The sequence below is a fragment of the Synechococcus sp. RedBA-s genome (genome assembly GCF_024345495.1).
GTDB lineage: Bacteria > Cyanobacteriota > Cyanobacteriia > PCC-6307 > Cyanobiaceae > Regnicoccus_A.
In genome coordinates this window covers 1-17,098 of the sequence record NZ_JAGQBF010000003.1, presented here as the reverse complement: position 1 = coordinate 17,098, position 17,098 = coordinate 1, and the positions used below count along the sequence as shown (strand labels likewise).

The following is a 17,098-nucleotide window of genomic DNA, read 5'->3' as shown; positions in this document are numbered from 1 at the left end:
CTTCAGCAGAGTTGACCCAGGGCCCCCAAGCGGCTCTGGAGGGCCGCCCAGTTGAAGCTGCGCGGGTCAGCCCTCTCACCGCCCAGATCCACATGACGATGGGTGGTGATGTGGTCGGCGGGGATCGGGAAGCGGCGCATCCAGTCGGTGAGCACCAGGGCCAGGGCGTCGTACTGCTTGCTGCTGTAGCCGCTGTGGCCTCTGTCGTTGTCTTCGCCGTCGACGGGAGTTTCCAGGCTGATGTGCAGGGCGAAGTTGTTGATCGAGCCACCCACCCGGGGATTGGTGACCACCCAACGGCCGTTGAAGGAGGAATTGCCCGCCCCGAAGGCCCGCTGGCTGGGATCGAGCACATCGATCACCTGGCCATCAAGGCCGATCAGGGTGTGGTAACTCACCTGATCCTCATCCCTGGGGTGAGGGGTCTGGAACGTTCGCAGGGCTGAGCCAAGGCCGTAGACCGTTTCGTGCAGCACCACCACCTGGGGGGTGGGATCCACCGCATGGCCGAAGGCATCGCGCTCGAAACGCACCCCATAATTGCTGGGATCAATGGCCAGGCGCCGGCGGCGCTCAGGCAACGCCGAGAGTTCACCCTCCAGTCGCAGGCGCAGGCGCGGGTCGAGATCAACGCATTGCCGGGCCAACGGGCTGACCCAGGCCGGCCATGGCGGCGGCAGGGGCGAGGGCCGGCGCGGGGGCGGCTCACGGGAGGGAGCGGGCTGGGTGACCTGCTCCAGCAGTTGCAGCAGCGAAGGGCGGCTGGCGGCCTCGGAGCTGGCGCTGAGGTCATGGGCCAGCCAACCCAGGCCCCCCAGCCCCAGAACCACCCCACCGCCCAGCAGACCCAGGGCCAGGGGGTTGGCGCGCACGCGTTGGATCAGGTCGTTCAACATGGCACCACCCCCAACCACTGCCGGCGGCGCTGCAGCGCTTCGGGCCCGGCAGCGGGATCCAGCAGCAGCCGCCAACGCTCGATCGCCGGCACCGCCGCGGTGATGGCCAGGTGGCGCAGCCGCCCCCGCCGGCTGATGGTGATCTCCTGACACTGCCCGGCCCGGAGCAGTGGCGCCAGGTCTTCAGGTTTGCGCAGGCGCAGTCCGTCAAGGGCGATCAGTTCATCGCCCAGCACCAGACCGGCCACCTGGGCGGGGCCGCCGCGCAGCACACGCACCACCTCCAGGGCTCCGCCCTGCGGCGAGGCCCTGAGGCCAGGATCGGGGGCGAGGGATTGCTGGGGCTCCAGCCTCAGCCCCACGTCCTGGAGGTAGGTGGGCAGATCCGGGTCCTCAAAGCCATCCAGCCAGGCCGGCAGCACTGCGGCCAGGGCGGGCGAGCGGTGGCTGAAGGCCTCCAGCAGGTCATGCTCCCGGTAGCCCCGGCCCCAGCGCCCCAGACGCACCCAGAGATCCCGCAACACCTGGGCCAGACACGATCCAGAGCGGCGCAATTCCAGATCAAGCACCAGCGAAAGGATTGCTCCTTTGAGGTAATAGCTGATCTGGTTGTCATCGCTGTTGGCCTCCCGCCTGTAGAGCTTCACCCAGGCCTCCTCCGAGCTCTGACGCAGACTCTGGCCATGGAATCGCCCCGGGGTGAGCAGGTAACGGCTGATATCGGCGCCAAAATCATGCACCACGTCATCTTCGCTCGATAACCCAGCCAGGTGGGGCAGCAACTGGTCGAAATAGCTGGTGACCCCTTCGGCGAACCACAGACCGGACACAATCACCGGCTTGTGGTAATCAATCGGGCAGAGCGCCGCCGGCCGCAGCCGGCACACATTCCACTGGTGGAGATATTCGTGGGCCACCAGCTGCAGCAGCTGGCGGTAACCCTCGGGCTTGAGCAGGGTCTGGCGCGAGAACTGCAGCACCGTGGAGGTGTCGTGCTCCAGACCGCCATAGCCCTGATCGAGCAGATGCAGCACGAACAGATAATCGGGGGCGGCGGGAGCGCTCTCGCCCATCAACCGGCAGCAGGCCTCACACACCGCCGCCACGTCCTGAAGCAGCGTGGGGTGGGCCTTGAGCAGGCTATCCGCAGCCGCCGTGGCATCCCAGCAGACCCAGCGGTGGGGCACGCCGGCCACGCTGAAATGGTGCTCATGGTGGGGGCCCGCCTCAACGGGGGTGTCCACCAACTGATCGAAGTCTTTGGCCAGCCAGCTGCCATCGGCCTGGCGCGGCAGGGGCACGAAGGGGCGCCAGCCCGCCGGCAAGTGCAGGCTCAGACGATGGGGAGCCCAACGCTCCCCCTCCACCTCCAGGGCCAGGGCCGCGAGGGCCAGAAAGCCGTGGTCGCCATCGAGGTGGCAGGTGCGCACGGTCAGGTCAGCGGCCAGCAGCTGATAGCGGATCTCCAGCGGCTCCAGAGAGGGCAGCTCCAGCCGCCAGCCGGCGGGATCCGTGCGGCACGGCAGCAGCCGCTGGCCGCCCTGACGAACCTCCAGACCCTCCAGGTGGCGGACATAGTCGCGGATCAGATAGGACCCCGGGGTCCAGGCGGGCAGCCGCAGCCGCAGCACCGGCGTGGTCGGCGTGCAGCGAAGGCTGACCTGGACCAGGTGGCTATGGGGCTCGCTCAGATCCAGAGAAATGTCCACCACCCAGGCTTCAGGACACCAGGTCGATCGTGGCCATCGGCAGCTCAAGGGCCGCGTCCTGGAGGGCGAGCCGTGCCGCATAGCGCCGGGTGAGGCGGCCCAGGAAGGTCTGCAGCGGACGGGAGCGGCTCAGGCGCTGCAGATCGCCGACCAGGGCCAGGGTGCCGTCGGCCTGACGGCACCAACCGATCCACTGCTCAGCGGAGAAGCGCACCTTGAGATCCACAGCCGTGGCCTCCCCGGCAAAACCCTCCAGCACTCCAGCCGGGCTGGGATCACAACCGAGGTCCACCAGGGAGGCCGCCAGCAGATCCAGGTCGCGGATCACCGTTGGCAGGATGGAGAGATGCGACAAGACGCCAATGCCCGCTTCGCCAGACCCTAGCGATCCGCCCGGTTGTGTCCAGTGGCCGTTGCCACAGCCCTGGCCCCCCCAGACCAGCGAGCTGAGGCTGGGGGTGATGGCCTCCGGCGAGGGATCCAACTTCGAGGCCCTGGTGGCGGCCTGCCGCGAAGGCCCTCTGCGGGGCCGTGTGCTTCAGCTGGTGGTGAACAATCCCGGCTGCGGCGCCCAGGGGCGGGCCGAGCGGCTGGGGATCCCCTGCGAGCTGGTGGATCACCGCCAGCACCGCAGCCGAGAACAGCTCGATGGCGCCCTGATCGAGGCCTTCGCCCCCTGCGGCGTGGATCTGGTGGTGATGGCCGGCTGGATGCGAATCGTCAGCCCGCGCCTGATCAGCGCCTTTCCCTCGCGCCTGATCAACATCCACCCCTCGTTGCTGCCCAGCTTCCCCGGTCTTGATGCGGTGGGCCAGGCCCTCGCCGCCGGCGTCACCCTCAGCGGCTGCACGGCCCACCTGGTCAACACAGACCTCGACGGGGGACCCATCCTCGCCCAGGCCACCGTTCCCGTGCTCCCCGGTGACGACCGAAACAGCCTGGCGGCCCGGATTCACCGGCAGGAGCACCGCCTGCTGCCTCTGGCGGTGGCCCTCGCCGCCGCTCGACTCAGGGATAGAACGGCAGCAGCGGCAGACCCATCGCCGCCGGCAGGCCCGCCATCAGGTTGAGGCACTGCACCCCCTGGCCCGCCTGCCCCTTGACCAGATTGTCGACGGCGCTCATCAGGATCAGCTGACCGGTGCGGCTGTCCACCTGAACCGAGAGCAGGGCCCGGTTGGTCTGGCGGGTCCACTTGGTGGAGGGATAGGTGCCCACCGGCAGCACCTCCACGCAGGGGCTGTGGCGGTAGACGGCCCGCAGCACGGTGGTGCAGTCTTCGGCGGTCAGCCCCGGGTCGCGCAGCCGGCCGTAGACCGTGGCCAGCAGACCCCGCACCATCGGCATCAGGTGCGGGGTGAACTGCAGCTGGATCGGCTGGCCCGCCACCTGGCTGGCGGTCTGCTCAATCTCGCTGGTGTGGCGGTGTCCCACCACGCCGTAGGGAGCCACGGCCTCGGAGGCTTCCGCCAGCAGCAGGTTCTCCTTGGCGGCGCGGCCACCGCCGGAGGTGCCTGTTTTGGCGTCGATGATGATGCCGCTGCGATCAATCAGGCCCTGTTTGAGGAAAGGCAGCAGCGGCAGCAGGCTGGCGGTGGGGAAGCAGCCGGGGGCCGCCACCAGCCGCGCGGCCGCCACACGCTCCTCCTCCCACTCCACCAGCCCGTAGACCGCCTCGCTGCAGAGGGCCCCATCGTGGCGCTCGTAGCGTTCGGCCTCGCTGGAGTACACCTCCTGCCACTGGGCCAGGGAGCGGTAGCGGTAATCGGCGGAGAGGTCCACCACCTTCACGCCCCGTTCCAGCAGGGGGGGCACCAGCTGCGAGGCCAGGCCACTGGGAAGGCTGAGCACGGCGAAGTCGGCCGCGGCGGCGATCGCATCGGGGTCGGGGGGGCGCACCACCGGGTTGCCCTCCAGGGGCAGGAAAGGCACCAGTTCGCTCCAGGCGTGGCCGGCACTGCGCTCACCCCCCAGATAAGTGACCACGAATTCGGGGTGGTGCTGAAGCAGGCGCAGGGTCTGAAGGCCGCCGTAGCCGCTGGCGCCGATCACCGCGACGCGCCGAGCTGCTGAGGGGCTGACCATGCCGGGGTGTCTGGGGCGCTGATCGTACCGGGACCCCGCTCACGTTGAGCCCGCAACTGATAGAGAATGCCTGACACCTGATCCCGCTGTTCTGACTGCTCGCTCCGAGCGTTCCGCTCCCCTCTTCGGCGCCGTTGACGCCCTCCCCCTAGCGGATCCGGGCCACGACCCGATCCGTTTCGATTCGATCGCCGATGCCCTCGCCGGCATCCGCAACGGCGAAATGATCGTGGTGGTCGATGATGAAAATCGCGAAAATGAAGGTGATCTGATCTGCGCGGCCCAGTTCGCCACGCCCGAGCAGATCAACTTCATGGCCACGGAAGCCCGTGGGCTGATCTGCCTGGCGATGGAAGGGGAGCGCCTCGACGCGCTGGAGCTGCCCCTGATGGTGGATCGCAACACCGACAGCAACCAGACCGCCTTCACCGTCAGCGTCGATGCCGGGCCGGAGAACGGCGTCAGCACGGGCATCAGCGCCGACGATCGCGCCCGCACGATCCAGGTGGCGATCCATCCCGCCAGCCGCCCGGCCGACCTGCGCCGGCCCGGCCACATCTTCCCCCTGCGGGCCCGCCAGGGCGGCGTGCTCAAGCGGGCCGGTCACACGGAGGCGGCCGTCGATCTGGCCCGCCTCTCCGGGCTCTACCCCGCCGGGGTGATCTGTGAGATCCAGAACGCCGATGGCTCAATGGCCCGTCTGCCGCAACTGGCGAGCTACGCCCGGCGCCACGGCCTGCGCCTGATCAACATCGCCGATCTGATCAGCTATCGACTGGAAACAGAACGCTTCGTGCGCCGCCAGGCCGAAGCCGAGATGCCAAGCGCCTTCGGTCAGTTCCGGGCGATCGGCTACCGCAATGAGCTCGATGACAGCGAGCACGTGGCCATCGTCAAGGGTCGGCCCGAGCTGGCCAGCTCTCCGGTGCTGGTGCGGGTGCACTCGGAATGCCTCACCGGCGACGCCTTCGGCTCCCTGCGCTGTGATTGCCGCCCCCAACTGGAGGCGGCCCTGCGCATGATCGAAGCCGCCGGCGAGGGGGTGGTGGTGTATCTGCGCCAGGAGGGCCGGGGCATCGGCCTGATCAACAAGCTCAGGGCCTACAGCCTTCAGGATGGCGGTCTTGACACCGTCGAGGCCAATGAGCGCCTCGGCTTTCCCGCCGACCTGCGCAACTACGGCGTCGGCGCCCAGATCCTCAGTGATCTGGGGGTGCATCACCTGCACCTGATCACCAACAACCCGCGCAAGATCGCCGGCCTCGGCGGTTACGGGCTGAAGGTGGAAGACCGGGTGCCGCTGGTGATGGATCCGGGCCAGCACAACGCCGCCTACCTGCTCACCAAGCAGACCAAACTCGGCCACCTGATGCACCCCGGCCCAGCCCGGGAGCAGACCGGAGCGGGTGGACCGACGGCGGTGATCGCCTGGAGCGCCGCCTCAGGAGCACCGGAGCAGGCGGAAGCCGAGCACTGGCCCCAGTTGCGTGGATGGGCCAGCGAGCGGGGGCTGGAGCTGCGGCGGGAGGAGCATCCCCGTCTGCTGGCCCTGCTGGGACAACCTCAGCTAGCGCTGTTGCTGACCCGGGGCGCCGGAGGGGATGAACGCCTGGCCGAGGCTGATCTGCTCTCAGCCCTGACCCTGATGGCCTGCTGGAGCGGCACGCGGGCGGTGAGCCTGCTGCTGAGCCCCGATGCTCAGCGCAGCGCCCACCCCAGCGCCACCCTGGAGCCGGAGCGCCGGCCGCTGCTGGAACTCAGCCAGGTAAGCCCCCAGCTGGCGGCCACGGCCGGGGCCTTCATGCGCTGGGGCTGAGAGCCTCAGGGCAGGATCGTCAGCTTGGTGATGCGGGTGCCCTTGCGGATCGCCATCACCACATCCATGGTGCTGGCCTGCCCGAACACCGTGTGCACCCCATCGAGGTGGGGCTGGGCGTCGTGGCAGAGGAAGAACTGACTGCCGCCGGTGTTCTTGCCGGCATGGGCCATCGAGAGGGTGCCCGCCTGGTGCTTGCGGCTGTTGATCTCGCAGGGAATCTTGTAGCCCGGGCCGCCGGTTCCGGGCGCACCACTGGCGCCGGCGCGGGTGTTGGGGCAACCGCCCTGGGCCATGAAGCCATCAATGACGCGGTGAAAAGCCAGGCCGTCGTAGAAGCCGGATTCGGCCAGCTTGACGAAGTTGGCGACGCTGCCTGGGGCGTCGGCGTCGAACAGTTCGATCTCCAGCGTTCCCGCCTCGGTCTCCATCAATGCTTTGGTCATGGGGCTGGGAGCAAAGGCGGACTGTATCGACTCTCGGGTAGAACGGTCCCCAGTCCTGCACGGGGCTTTCCCCTCAATCGGTCCAGCCCATGAGCCCCAACCCCGCTGCTCCGAGCCAGGGCCTCGACCTGAGCCGCGCACGCCTGGGGGTGCTTGGTGGCAGCGGGCTCTATGCCATCGATGGCCTCGAAGACAGCCGTGAACTCACGGTGGACACGCCTTTCGGGCCACCATCGGACAGCCTGCGCCTGGGCAGGATCGGGGGGCTTGAGGTGGTGTTCCTCGCCCGCCACGGCCGCCACCACAACCACCTGCCCTCGGAGGTGCCCTACCGGGCCAACCTCTGGGCCCTGCGCTCCCTGGGGGTGCGCTGGATCCTCTCCTGCTCCGCGGTGGGATCACTGCAGGATCCCCTGCGGCCCCTCGACATGGTGGTGCCGGATCAGTTCATCGACCGCACCCACGCCCGGCCCGTGAGCTTCTTCGGCGGCGGCGCCGTGGCCCATGTGGGCAACGCCGATCCCTTCTGCCCCAGCCTCAGCCGGGTGCTGGCCGATGTGGCCGAAAGCCTGATGCCGACGGGCCGCCAGCTGCACCGCCGCGGCACCTACCTCTGCATGGAGGGTCCGGCCTTCTCCACCCGGGCCGAGTCGAACCTCTACCGCAGCTGGGGCTGCTCGGTGATCGGCATGACCAACCACAGCGAGGCCCGACTGGCCCGGGAAGCCGAGATGGCCTACGCCACCCTGGCCATGGTCACCGACTACGACTGCTGGCACGGCGATCACGCCTCGGTGACGGTGGATCTGGTGATCAAGAACCTGCACGCCAACGCGGCCCTGGCCCAGCAGATCGTGGCGGTGGCGGCGGAGCGGATCAATGCCCAGCGTCCGCTCAGCAGCTCCCACAGCGCCCTGCGCGATGCCCTGATGACCCCGAAGGAGCAGGTGCCGGCGGACACCCGCCGCAAACTCGACCTATTCACCTCCCCCTACTGGGGACCGTTCGAGCCAGCCGAAGCCACCCAGGTCAGCTAGCTGAACAGAGCAGCGGAAGCTCAGGCCAGCTGGGCGCCGAGCTGCTCCAGGGCCGGGCGCACCTGGCCGCCGTGGGCGTCGAGGACCTGATCGGCCTGCTCAGCGCTCAGGTCGGCGGCGGCCATCACCAGGGCCCGCTTGACCGACCCACCGGCGGCGGCCAGCAGCTCGTAGCCCCGCTTGCGCTCCACCCCGGCCAGGTCCCTGAGGATGCGCAGGGCGCGGTCTTCCAGTTTGCTGTTGGTGACGGCCACATCCACCATGCGGTTGCCGTACACCTTGCCCAGCCGCACCATCACGCCGGTGGAGATGATGTTCAGGGCCATCTTGGTGGCGGTGCCGGCCTTGAGGCGGGTGGAGCCAGTGAGCAGCTCCGCCCCGGTGACCAGGCGGATGTCGATGGCACAGGGCATCGGCGCCTGCTCCTGGGGCACGCAGGCCATGGCGATCGCCAGGGCGCCGAGGGAAAGGGCATGCTCAAGGCCGCCGAGCACGTAGGGGGTGGTGCCGCCGGCGGCGATGCCCACCAGGGCATCGGCGGAGCTGAAGCCCCGCTCGATCAGGTCATGGCGGCCGGCTTCACGCAGGTCTTCGAGACCTTCGGAACTGCGCAGCAGGGCTGGTGCTCCGCCGGCCAGCACGCCCTGCACCAGCTCCGGGGGAGTACAGAAGGTGGGGGGGCACTCGGCCGCGTCGAGCACGCCGAGGCGTCCGGAGGTGCCGGCACCGAGGTAAAACAAGCGGCCACCGGCCCGCAGGCGGGCACTGATGGCCTCCACCGCCTCGGCCAAGGCCGGTGCCGCCGCCTCCATGGCCAGCAGCGCTTTCTCATCCTCCCGGCAGAACAGATCCACCAGTTCACCGGAGCTGAGCTGATCGAGGCTGGCGCTGGCGGGGTTGGCCTGCTCAGTAAGCAGATGCCCCCGGTCGGGGGCGGCCGATCCAGCCGGGGCGGGGTTGGCGTCGGGAGCGATCACAGCAGGCCCTCCAGGCGGCGGCGGAAGGCTTCGAGTTCAGCGCTCTCGGGGCTGCTGCCCGGGCTGCTGCCCTCGCCGCTGTCCGGGGCGGCGGCGCGGGAGGTCTCGTCCTTCCAGTGGGTGAGATCCATGTTCCGCTCCGGTGGGGCGATCAGCAGACGCTCCTCCGCGGAGCTGGGCAGGAAGCCGGTGGGCACGAAGCGGGCCTCATAGCCGGCCTGGCCGCAGAACAACTCCATCTCCTCCCGCTCGATCGCCTCCACGCTGGGAACAGGAAAATCCTGGGCCTCCAGCAGGCCTGCATAGCGCTCGGCATCGTCCCGTTCCTCGAACAGCAGCACCACGGTGCGGCCATTCAGCTCCAGGGAGTGAATGCCTTCGTTGTCGGTGCCGGCCTCGAACAGCAGCACATGAACCGGCATGAAGCGAACCAATCCCAGCGGCTCAGTGTCCCATTGATCGGGACCCGGGCCCACGGGCCGCTCAACCATCTCCGGACAATTCCTCCAGACGCCTGTAGAGCGCCACTTCGGAGTCGCTGAGCTGCTCGGGCAGAACGATGCGCAGCTCCACCAGCTGATCGCCCCGCCGCTCCCCCTGGCTGAGACCCAGACCCCGCAGACGCAGCAGACGACCACTGGAGGAGCAGGGCGGCACCGTGAGCTGCACCCGTCCCTCCAGGGTGGGCACCACCACCTTGCAGCCCAGGGCCGCTTCAGCCGGCGACAGCTCCAGGTCGTAGAGCACCCGCAGTCCATCGATGCGCAGGCCATCGGGGCGGCGCACCCGCAGCTGCAGGAAATGGTCGGCCCCGCCAGGGGCCACACCGGCCAGGCGCAGGCGCCAGCCATCTCCGGCCAGGGGAGGGGTCCAGAGCTCCACCGCCAAGCCGCCAGGGAGTTCCAGCTCCAGCCGGGTGCCCTCCAGCGCCTGCTCGGGGCTGAGCTCCACCAGCGTCTCCAGGTCACTAGCGGCCTGCACCGGCGGCGGCGGGGGCGAGGCATAGGTCACCTCGACCCCCGGGTTCTGCCGGGGCTGAGCCACTGGCGGGCGCTGGGCGGACTCGGGCCGCTGGGTGGAGCCCGGCCGGTCGGTCTCAGGACCAGGCTCAGACGGCCGGCGGTCATCAGGGCGCGCCTGACGGCCGAAGAGGGCGTCGAGGTAGTCGTCGAACTCGGGGAAACCCGTGGCGAAGGGATCAGCGCGCTCGCCCCGCAGCGAGACTGGATCGAGCCCCGATTCCCAGGCCTGGCGACGGCGGGGGTCCGAGAGCACGGCGTAGGCCTCGTTGACCCGCTTGAAGCGCTCCTCGGCCACCGGATCGTTGTCATTGAGGTCAGGGTGCCAACGGCGCGCCTGGGCGCGGAAGCCGCGCTTGAGCTCGGCGGCATCGGCCCCCGGGCTCAGCCCGAGGACCGCCCAGTGGTCGTCACCGACCGTGGCGGTGGGACTGCGGCTCACCGCCCTCAGTCCTCAGCCCAGGGATCGTCGGCCCTGGGGCTGGGGCGCCGGCGCCCTTCGGCGGCCGGTTCGTAGCGATCAGAGCGATCGGCCCGTGGGGGCTCCCGGCGGGAAGGCTCGGGCCTGGAGCGCTCCAACCGTGGACGTTCGTAGGAGGAGTAGCCCTCCTCCCGGTAGCCGCCGTTGCGGGACGGGGGAGCCCAGGGGTCGCCGCCCCAGCGCTCGGAGGGTCCGGGGCGGGAGCGGTCCCACTCATCCCAGTCGTCCTCATCGGAGAAAAGGTCGTCCTTGATCGAGCCCAGGGTGTTCTTGAGGCCCTGCAGGGGGCCAGCCTCGGATTTGCGTTCGCTGATCAGACGGCGGTTGAGGCCATAGAGGGCTTCCTGCAGCTGGCTGACAGCCAGGTCGAGTTCCGCCGGGTCGGCATCGTTGAGCTGCACCTGCACCTCGCGCAGGGCCATCTCCACCGACCGCTGCTGCCTCTCGGCGCCATAGGGACCCAGCTCGAGAGCGGCATCGCGCAGACGGCGCTCTGCCTGGGCCACCAGGGTCTGGGCTCGGTTGAGCCGATCCACCACCACCCGCTTGCGCCGATCTTCGGCGGACTTGAGCTGGGCCTCCTCCAGCAGCGCCTGAATCTCCGCTTCACTGAGGTTGGAACCCCCCTGAATGCTGACGCTCTGCTGGCGGCCGGTGGTGCGGTCGGTGGCCGACACCTGCAGCAGGCCGTTGGCGTCGATGTCGAGCGACACCTGCACCTGGGGCACACCCCTGGGGGCGGGCGGAATGCCCGAGAGCCGGAAGCGGCCTAGGGACTTGTTGTCGGCCGCCATCTGGCGCTCCCCCTGGAGCACATGGATCTCCACCGCCGACTGATTGGCCTCGGAGGTGCTGAACACATCCGAGCGGCGCACGGGAATGGGGGTGTTGCGGGGAATCAGCACCTTCATCACCCCGCCGATCGTCTCCAGCCCGAGGGAGAGGGGGGTGACGTCGTTGAGCATCAGATCGCGCAGATCACCGGTGAGGATGCCGGCCTGCACCGCCGCACCGATGGCCACCACCTCATCGGGGTTGACCGATTGGCAGGGCTCGCGCGGAATCAGGGTGCGCACCATCTCCTGCACCATCGGCATGCGGGTGCTGCCGCCCACCAGCACCACGTCGTCAATGTCGTCGGCCGTGAAACCGGAATCACGCAGGGCCCGCTGCACCGGACGCATCAGGCGATCGAGCAGATCGGGGCAGAGGGATTCGAAGGTGCGCCGCTCCAGGCTGGACTCGATGTGCAGGGGTCCATCAGAGCCGGTGGCAATGAACGGCAGCGAGATCGGGGTGGTGGTGACGCCGGAGAGCTCCTGCTTGGCCTTTTCGGCCGCCTCGCTGAGGCGCTGCAGCGCCTGGCGATCCCGGCGCAGATCGATCTGGTGCCGGCTTTCGAAGGCCTCAGCCAGCCAGTCAACGATGCGCAGATCCCAGTCATTGCCGCCCAGCTGGGTGTCACCGCTGGTGGCCTTCACATCAAAAACGCCATTGGCGATGCGCAGCACTGACACATCGAAGGTGCCGCCACCCAGGTCGAACACCAGCACCCGCTTGACGGCACTGCGGTCGAAGCCGTAGGCCAGAGCAGCGGCCGTGGGCTCATTCAGGATCCGCTCCACCGTGAGCCCCGCCAGGCGCCCGGCGTCTCGGGTGGCCTGGCGCTGGGCATCATTGAAATAGGCCGGCACCGTGATCACGGCGGCCGCCACCTCCTCGCCCAGGTACGTGCAGGCGTCGTCGACGAGCTTGCGCAGGATGCTGGCCAGCAGCTCCTCAGGCGCATACTCCCGCTCGGTGACGGGGCAGAGAATGCGCACATTGCCCTGGTCGTTGGCCCGCACCGTGTAGGGCACCGCCAGGCTGCCGTCGTCGAGCTCGTCCCAGCTGCGGCCGACGAAGCGCTTGAGGTTGGCGAAGGTGTTGCGGGGGTTGAGCACCAGCTGGCGGCGGGCAAGCTGGCCCACCAGCAGCTCCTGATCGCGGCTGAAGCCCACCACCGAGGGTGTGGTGCGGCCCCCTTCGGCATTGGCGATCACCTGGGGCCGGCCGCCCTCCAGCACCGCCACCACCGAGTTGGTGGTGCCCAGGTCAATGCCAACGATCCGGCCCATGCATCCCCAAAGCGAAGCCCCAAACTACCGGCTTCCTGGCCGCACGCCTGCAAGCTGACGGCCTTGGGGGCCAGCGGATTGGCAGAACTGTTAAGGCGTTCTTAGTGGTCGCCAGCACAAGGTGAGATCTAGGTTTCGAGTTGTGAGAGTCCCTGCTGGCCTCACGTCTGTTCTTTCGTAACTGCATGGTGATCCGATCTGAATCGGACCAGGATCAGTTCACTCTCCGCCGCCGCCCCTGGGCCGAGCGCAGCGTTGATCGTGGTTTCAAGCTGCTCACAATCGTGCTCGCTTCCCTGGTGGCGGTGCTGCTGCTGGGCATCTTTCTGACGGTGTTCAGCGGGGCCCGCGAGGCGATGGCCTCCTTCGGACTCTCCTTTCTGGTCACCTCCGGCTGGGATCCGGTCAACAGCCAGTACGGCGCCTTCACCGCCATCTACGGCACGTTGGTGTCGTCGCTGCTGGCGCTGGTCATCGCCGTGCCTCTGGGGGTGGGGACCGCCATCTTTATCACCGAGAACCTGATTCCACGCAACATTCGCGAGGTGATCGGCGTGATGGTGGAGTTGCTGGCGGCGATTCCCTCGGTGGTGCTGGGGCTGTGGGCCATCTTCGTGATGGAGCCGCTGCTCAGACCCTTCCTCAATTTCTTGCACCAGAGCCTCGGCTGGTTTCCCCTGTTCTCAACGGCCCCCAAGGGGCCCGGCATGGCACCGGCGATCCTGATTCTTGTGGTGATGATTCTGCCGATCATCACCGCCATCTCCCGGGATGCCCTCAATCAGGTCCCCCAGGAGCTGCGCCAGGGGGCCTACGGGGTGGGCAGCACCCGCTGGATCGCCATCTTCAATGTAATCCTGCCGGCGGCCCTCTCCTCGATCATCGGCGGCGTGATGTTGGCCCTTGGTCGGGCCATGGGTGAAACCATGGCCGTGACCATGATCATCGGCAACTCGATGAATTTCAGTTTGTCGTTGCTGGCCCCGGGGAACACCATCTCGGCAATGCTTGCCAACCAGTTCGGTGAGGCCGATGGCATTCAGGTGTCGGCGCTTCTCTATGCAGCCCTGATCCTGATGCTGCTCACTTTCGCCGTGAACATCCTCGCCCAATGGATCGTTCGCAAGTTCAGCCTGAGCTACAACTGAGCTGCCCGTCATGACCCTTGCCAAACCAGCCTTTCCAGCCCGCTCACTCCGGTTCAATCCGGGGTTGAGCCGCAACCGCACCGACAAGCTGTTCACCTCGATCGCCGGGCTGTTCAGTCTGATCGCGGTGCTTCCTCTCTTCCTGGTTCTGATCTATGTGCTGATCCAGGGGGGCAAACTGATCAGCGTCAGCCTCTTCACCCAGCTTCCTCCGGCACCGGGCCTTGAAGGAGGCGGCATCGCCAACGCCATCATCGGCACCTTCGTGGTCACCCTGGTGGCCTCGTTGATCGCCATTCCAGTGGGTGTGGGTGGTGGCGTCTACCTGGCGGAATACGCCAGCAGCGGTTGGTTCGCCCAGTTCATCCGCGTCGGCAACGACATCCTGGCGGGGGTGCCGTCGATCATCTGCGGCGTGTTCGTGTACGGCGCGATCGTGGCCACCCGCCTGTTCTTCGGCCAATCCTATTCCGCCGTGGCCGGTGGTATTGCCCTGGCGGTGCTGATGCTTCCCACGGTGATCAAGACCACCGATGAAGCGCTGAAGCTCGTGCCGCAGGAGCTGAGCTGGGGAGCGATCGGGGTCGGTGCCTCCAAGTTCGTGACGATCACGCGCATCACCCTGCCCAGCGCCTTCACGCCGATTGCCACCGGTGTGGTGCTGGCCATCGCCCGGGCAGCCGGTGAAACGGCTCCGCTGATCTTCACAGCCCTATTCTCGCCGTTCTGGCCCGAAGGGTTGTTCAACCCGATCGCCTCGATGTCGGTGTTGATCTTCAATTTCGCGATCATGCCCTACGAAGCCCAGAACTCCCTTGCCTGGGCGACTTCCTTTGTGCTCGTGATGCTGATTCTTGGCGCCAATCTTCTTGCCCGCTGGATTCGTCGGTTCGCCTCCAGCTAGCCCAAGGGCCCTCGGATTTCATCCCTCATCCCCCATTTCCCATCCCCCAGCCATGACCAGCACCATGAGCCAACCCAGCACCAGCGCCACCCTGCCCAGCTGCCTCAGCCTGGAGAACATCACCATCAGCTACGGCAGTTTTGAAGCTGTGCGGGATGTCTACATGGAAATTCCCCGCAACCGGGTCACCGCCTTCATCGGCCCCTCCGGTTGCGGCAAATCGACCGTGCTGCGGGCCCTCAACCGCATGAATGATCTGATCGAGGGTTGCAGCCTGCGCGGTCGGGTGGTGTTCGACGGTCAGGACATGTATGCGCGCGACGTGGATCCGGTGGAGGTGCGCCGCCGCATCGGCATGGTCTTCCAGAAGCCCAACCCTTTCCCCAAGAGCATCTACGAAAACATCGCCTTCGGTGCCCGCATCAACGGCTACAAGGGCGACATGGATGAACTGGTGGAGCGCTCCCTGCGCAAGGCGGCGATCTGGGATGAAACCAAGGACAAGCTCAAGGAGAGCGGCAATGCCCTCTCCGGCGGCCAGCAGCAGAGGCTCTGCATCGCCCGCGCCATCGCCGTGGAGCCGGAGGTGATCCTGATGGACGAACCCTGCTCGGCACTGGATCCGATCTCCACCTTGAAGATCGAGGAGATGATTCATGAGCTCAAAAAGAGCTTCACCATCGTGATCGTCACCCACAACATGCAGCAGGCGGTGCGGGTCTCCGACTACACGGCCTTCTTCAATGCCGAAGCGGTGGAAGGCGGCAGCGGCAAGGTGGGCTACCTGGTGGAGTTCAACGACACCGAGCGTATCTTCAATGCCCCGGTTCAGCAAGCCACCCAGGATTACGTCACAGGCCGCTTCGGTTGAAGCCCCCACTGGCCTATCAAGCGGCCAGTTCAACAGCTTGACAGGCTGAAAGGAATGGCCTGCCCATGGGGGCCGATGAAGGCATAAAAAAGCCGGCTGCAAGAGCCGGCTTTTGTGTTGAAAGCGGAGAGGGAGGGATTCGAACCCTCGATAGAGTTGCCCCTATACAGCATTTCCAGTGCTGCGCCTTCGACCACTCGGCCACCTCTCCAGCGGCTGTTATGGGGCAAATGGCAATGTAGCAGTCAGCCCAGAGGGTCCAATTCCATCCGATGACACGACGCTTCCCGATCACGGTGCACTGGCGGCAGGAACAACGGCTGATCCGCCTGGAGGTTCCCGAAGGGGAGTACATCCTGCGCAGTTTCGAGGCCCAGGGGCAGCCGCTGCCCTTCAGTTGCCGCAACGGCTGCTGCACCACCTGTGCCGTGCGTGTGATCTCTGGTGAGATCGATCAGCAGGAGGCCCTGGGGCTCTCCCAGGACCTGCGGCGGCGGGGCTACGGACTTCTGTGCGTGGCCAGGGCCAAGGGCCCCCTGGAGGTGGAGACCCAGGACGAGGACGAAGTCTACGAGCTTCAGTTCGGCCGCTATTTCGGCCGGGGCCAGGTGACCCCTGGCCTGCCCCTGGAGGAGGAATGATGACGTCCGTGCCAAGCCTCTCCGCTCAGGCCCTGCTGGGGTCAGGCCTGGATCACACAGAACTTGAACGGCTGGCGGAGGTGGCCCGGGAGGCCGCCGCCGCCGCCGCCCGGGTGCTGGCCCACCACTTCGGCAGGCTGGAGTCGATCCGCGAGAAGGGCCGGGCCGGCGATCTGGTCACCGAGGCTGATCTGGCGGCGGAGCAGGCGGTGCTGGCCATCCTCGAAGCCCGCACGCCGGAGCTGGGGGTGCTGGCGGAGGAAAGCGGCCGCAGCCGCACCGGCTCGGATCTGGAGTGGTGCGTCGATCCCCTCGATGGCACCACCAACTACGCCCACGGCTATCCCTTCTTCGCCACCTCGATCGGTCTCACCTGGAAAGGTGCTCCGCTGCTGGGGGCCATCAGCGTGCCGGCCCTGGAGGAGCTCTACTGGGCGGCCCCCGGCCTGGGGGCCTGGTGCAATGAGCGGGCGCTGCGGGTGAGTGGCTGCCACGACCTCGCCGCCTCGCTGCTGGTCACGGGTTTCGCCTACGACCGCCAGAGCCAACCGGACACCAACTACGCCGAGTTCTGCTGGTTCACCCACCGCACCCATGGCGTGCGTCGCGGCGGGGCGGCGGCGGTGGATCTGGCCTTCGTCGCCGCCGGTCGGCTCGATGGCTACTGGGAGCGGGGCCTCTCCCCCTGGGACCTGGCCGCGGGCGTGGTGCTGGTGGAGCAGGCGGGCGGAGTGGTCAGCCGCTACGACGGCGGTGCCGCCTGCCTCGCCGAAGGCCGGCTGATCGCCTGCACACCCGGCCTGCAGGCGGCCCTGATCGAGGGTCTGGGCCACTGCCACCCCCTGCCGGGCCAGCTGTTCGGGGCTCCGGAGCTGGGCCCCTGAGCGATCGCTCCATAGGATCCATCCTCTCCCATCCCCCAGCCCCTCCGCCCCCATGGCCCTGCAACCC

The 17,098-nt window shown here is 67.7% G+C and carries 17 protein-coding genes and 1 tRNA gene; 8 read left to right on the top strand and 10 right to left on the bottom strand.

Translation table 11 applies throughout. The features are described from left to right. Nucleotides 1–2 precede the first annotated feature (2 nt). The 3 genes from KBY67_RS01625 to KBY67_RS01615 are packed head-to-tail and all read right to left on the bottom strand — an operon-like array spanning nt 3 to nt 2,960. Complete coding sequence (locus tag KBY67_RS01625; protein WP_255107968.1) at nt 3–896, bottom strand: N-acetylmuramoyl-L-alanine amidase; 894 nt, start codon at nt 894–896, stop codon at nt 3–5. Then, the gene (locus KBY67_RS01620; protein WP_255107966.1) at nt 890–2,605 is read right to left on the bottom strand and encodes a M61 family metallopeptidase; all 1,716 of its coding nucleotides are present in this window, start codon (nt 2,603–2,605) and stop codon (nt 890–892) included. Before KBY67_RS01620 ends, KBY67_RS01625 begins: the two co-directional genes overlap by 7 nt. Nucleotides 2,606–2,615: 10 nt before the next feature. Further along, nucleotides 2,616–2,960, bottom strand: coding sequence for a DUF1257 domain-containing protein (locus tag KBY67_RS01615; protein WP_255107965.1), 345 nt, complete (start codon nt 2,958–2,960; stop codon nt 2,616–2,618). A 7-nt stretch (nt 2,961–2,967) separates the two neighbouring features. Between KBY67_RS01615 and purN the strand changes: the two genes are divergently transcribed. Beyond that, nucleotides 2,968–3,675, top strand: coding sequence for a phosphoribosylglycinamide formyltransferase (gene purN / locus KBY67_RS01610; RefSeq protein WP_399213696.1), 708 nt, complete (start codon nt 2,968–2,970; stop codon nt 3,673–3,675). On the opposite strand, the gene argC is transcribed toward purN, so the two are convergent. Next, nucleotides 3,614–4,690 (bottom strand): N-acetyl-gamma-glutamyl-phosphate reductase, encoded by a 1,077-nt coding sequence (argC, locus tag KBY67_RS01605; protein WP_255107964.1) that lies wholly within the window; start codon nt 4,688–4,690, stop codon nt 3,614–3,616. The genes purN and argC overlap by 62 nt on opposite strands. Before the next feature lie 223 nt (nt 4,691–4,913). On the opposite strand from argC, the gene ribBA reads away from it, so the two are divergent. Then, nucleotides 4,914–6,506 (top strand): bifunctional 3,4-dihydroxy-2-butanone-4-phosphate synthase/GTP cyclohydrolase II, encoded by a 1,593-nt coding sequence (ribBA, locus tag KBY67_RS01600; protein ID WP_399213694.1) that lies wholly within the window; start codon nt 4,914–4,916, stop codon nt 6,504–6,506. A 5-nt stretch (nt 6,507–6,511) separates the two neighbouring features. Here ribBA and KBY67_RS01595 read toward each other — a convergent pair whose 3' ends face one another. Then, nucleotides 6,512–6,952 (bottom strand): peptidylprolyl isomerase, encoded by a 441-nt coding sequence (locus tag KBY67_RS01595; RefSeq protein ID WP_255107963.1) that lies wholly within the window; start codon nt 6,950–6,952, stop codon nt 6,512–6,514. 89 nt (nt 6,953–7,041) lie between these two features. Between KBY67_RS01595 and mtnP the strand changes: the two genes are divergently transcribed. After that, nucleotides 7,042–7,989 carry an S-methyl-5'-thioadenosine phosphorylase gene (mtnP, locus tag KBY67_RS01590; protein ID WP_255107961.1) on the top strand — a complete coding sequence of 316 codons (948 nt, stop codon included), beginning with the start codon at nt 7,042–7,044 and terminating at the stop codon, nt 7,987–7,989. A gap of 20 nt (nt 7,990–8,009) precedes the next feature. Here the strand turns inward: mtnP and murQ are convergent, their stop codons facing one another. The 4 genes from murQ to dnaK all read right to left on the bottom strand — a co-directional run bounded on the left by murQ (nt 8,010) and on the right by dnaK (nt 12,583). Next, complete coding sequence (murQ, locus tag KBY67_RS01585; RefSeq protein ID WP_255107959.1) at nt 8,010–8,966, bottom strand: N-acetylmuramic acid 6-phosphate etherase; 957 nt, start codon at nt 8,964–8,966, stop codon at nt 8,010–8,012. After that, a complete protein-coding gene (locus tag KBY67_RS01580; RefSeq protein WP_255108189.1) occupies nt 8,963–9,388 on the bottom strand; it encodes a DUF3110 domain-containing protein in 426 nt (141 codons plus the stop codon). The genes murQ and KBY67_RS01580 overlap by 4 nt, the downstream gene beginning before the upstream one ends. 61 nt (nt 9,389–9,449) lie before the next feature. Beyond that, entirely contained in the window at nt 9,450–10,427 is a 978-nt protein-coding gene (locus KBY67_RS01575; RefSeq protein ID WP_255107957.1) for a DnaJ domain-containing protein, read from the bottom strand. 5 nt (nt 10,428–10,432) lie between these two features. After that, a complete protein-coding gene (dnaK, locus tag KBY67_RS01570; protein ID WP_255107954.1) occupies nt 10,433–12,583 on the bottom strand; it encodes a molecular chaperone DnaK in 2,151 nt (716 codons plus the stop codon). A gap of 185 nt (nt 12,584–12,768) precedes the next feature. Between dnaK and pstC the strand changes: the two genes are divergently transcribed. From pstC to pstB, 3 genes are read left to right on the top strand one after another with little or no spacing between them, the layout of a single operon-like run. After that, nucleotides 12,769–13,731: a phosphate ABC transporter permease subunit PstC gene (pstC, locus tag KBY67_RS01565; protein ID WP_255107952.1), complete on the top strand. Its 963-nt coding sequence runs from the start codon at nt 12,769–12,771 to the stop codon at nt 13,729–13,731. 10 nt (nt 13,732–13,741) lie between these two features. Further along, nucleotides 13,742–14,635, top strand: coding sequence for a phosphate ABC transporter permease PstA (gene pstA, locus KBY67_RS01560; RefSeq protein WP_255107950.1), 894 nt, complete (start codon nt 13,742–13,744; stop codon nt 14,633–14,635). A gap of 52 nt (nt 14,636–14,687) precedes the next feature. After that, nucleotides 14,688–15,506, top strand: coding sequence for a phosphate ABC transporter ATP-binding protein PstB (pstB, locus tag KBY67_RS01555; RefSeq protein ID WP_255107948.1), 819 nt, complete (start codon nt 14,688–14,690; stop codon nt 15,504–15,506). A 124-nt stretch (nt 15,507–15,630) separates the two neighbouring features. On the opposite strand, the gene KBY67_RS01550 is transcribed toward pstB, so the two are convergent. Beyond that, nucleotides 15,631–15,717 (bottom strand) — tRNA-Ser (locus KBY67_RS01550). A gap of 61 nt (nt 15,718–15,778) precedes the next feature. Here KBY67_RS01550 and KBY67_RS01545 point away from each other — a divergent pair. Both KBY67_RS01545 and KBY67_RS01540 read left to right on the top strand, forming a co-directional pair. Continuing rightward, on the top strand, nt 15,779–16,147 hold the full coding sequence (locus tag KBY67_RS01545) for a 2Fe-2S iron-sulfur cluster-binding protein (RefSeq protein WP_255107942.1): 369 nt from the start codon (nt 15,779–15,781) through the stop codon (nt 16,145–16,147). Beyond that, nucleotides 16,147–17,031: an inositol monophosphatase family protein gene (locus KBY67_RS01540; RefSeq protein ID WP_255107939.1), complete on the top strand. Its 885-nt coding sequence runs from the start codon at nt 16,147–16,149 to the stop codon at nt 17,029–17,031. Before KBY67_RS01545 ends, KBY67_RS01540 begins: the two co-directional genes overlap by 1 nt. The last annotated feature ends 67 nt before the right edge of the window (nt 17,032–17,098 follow it).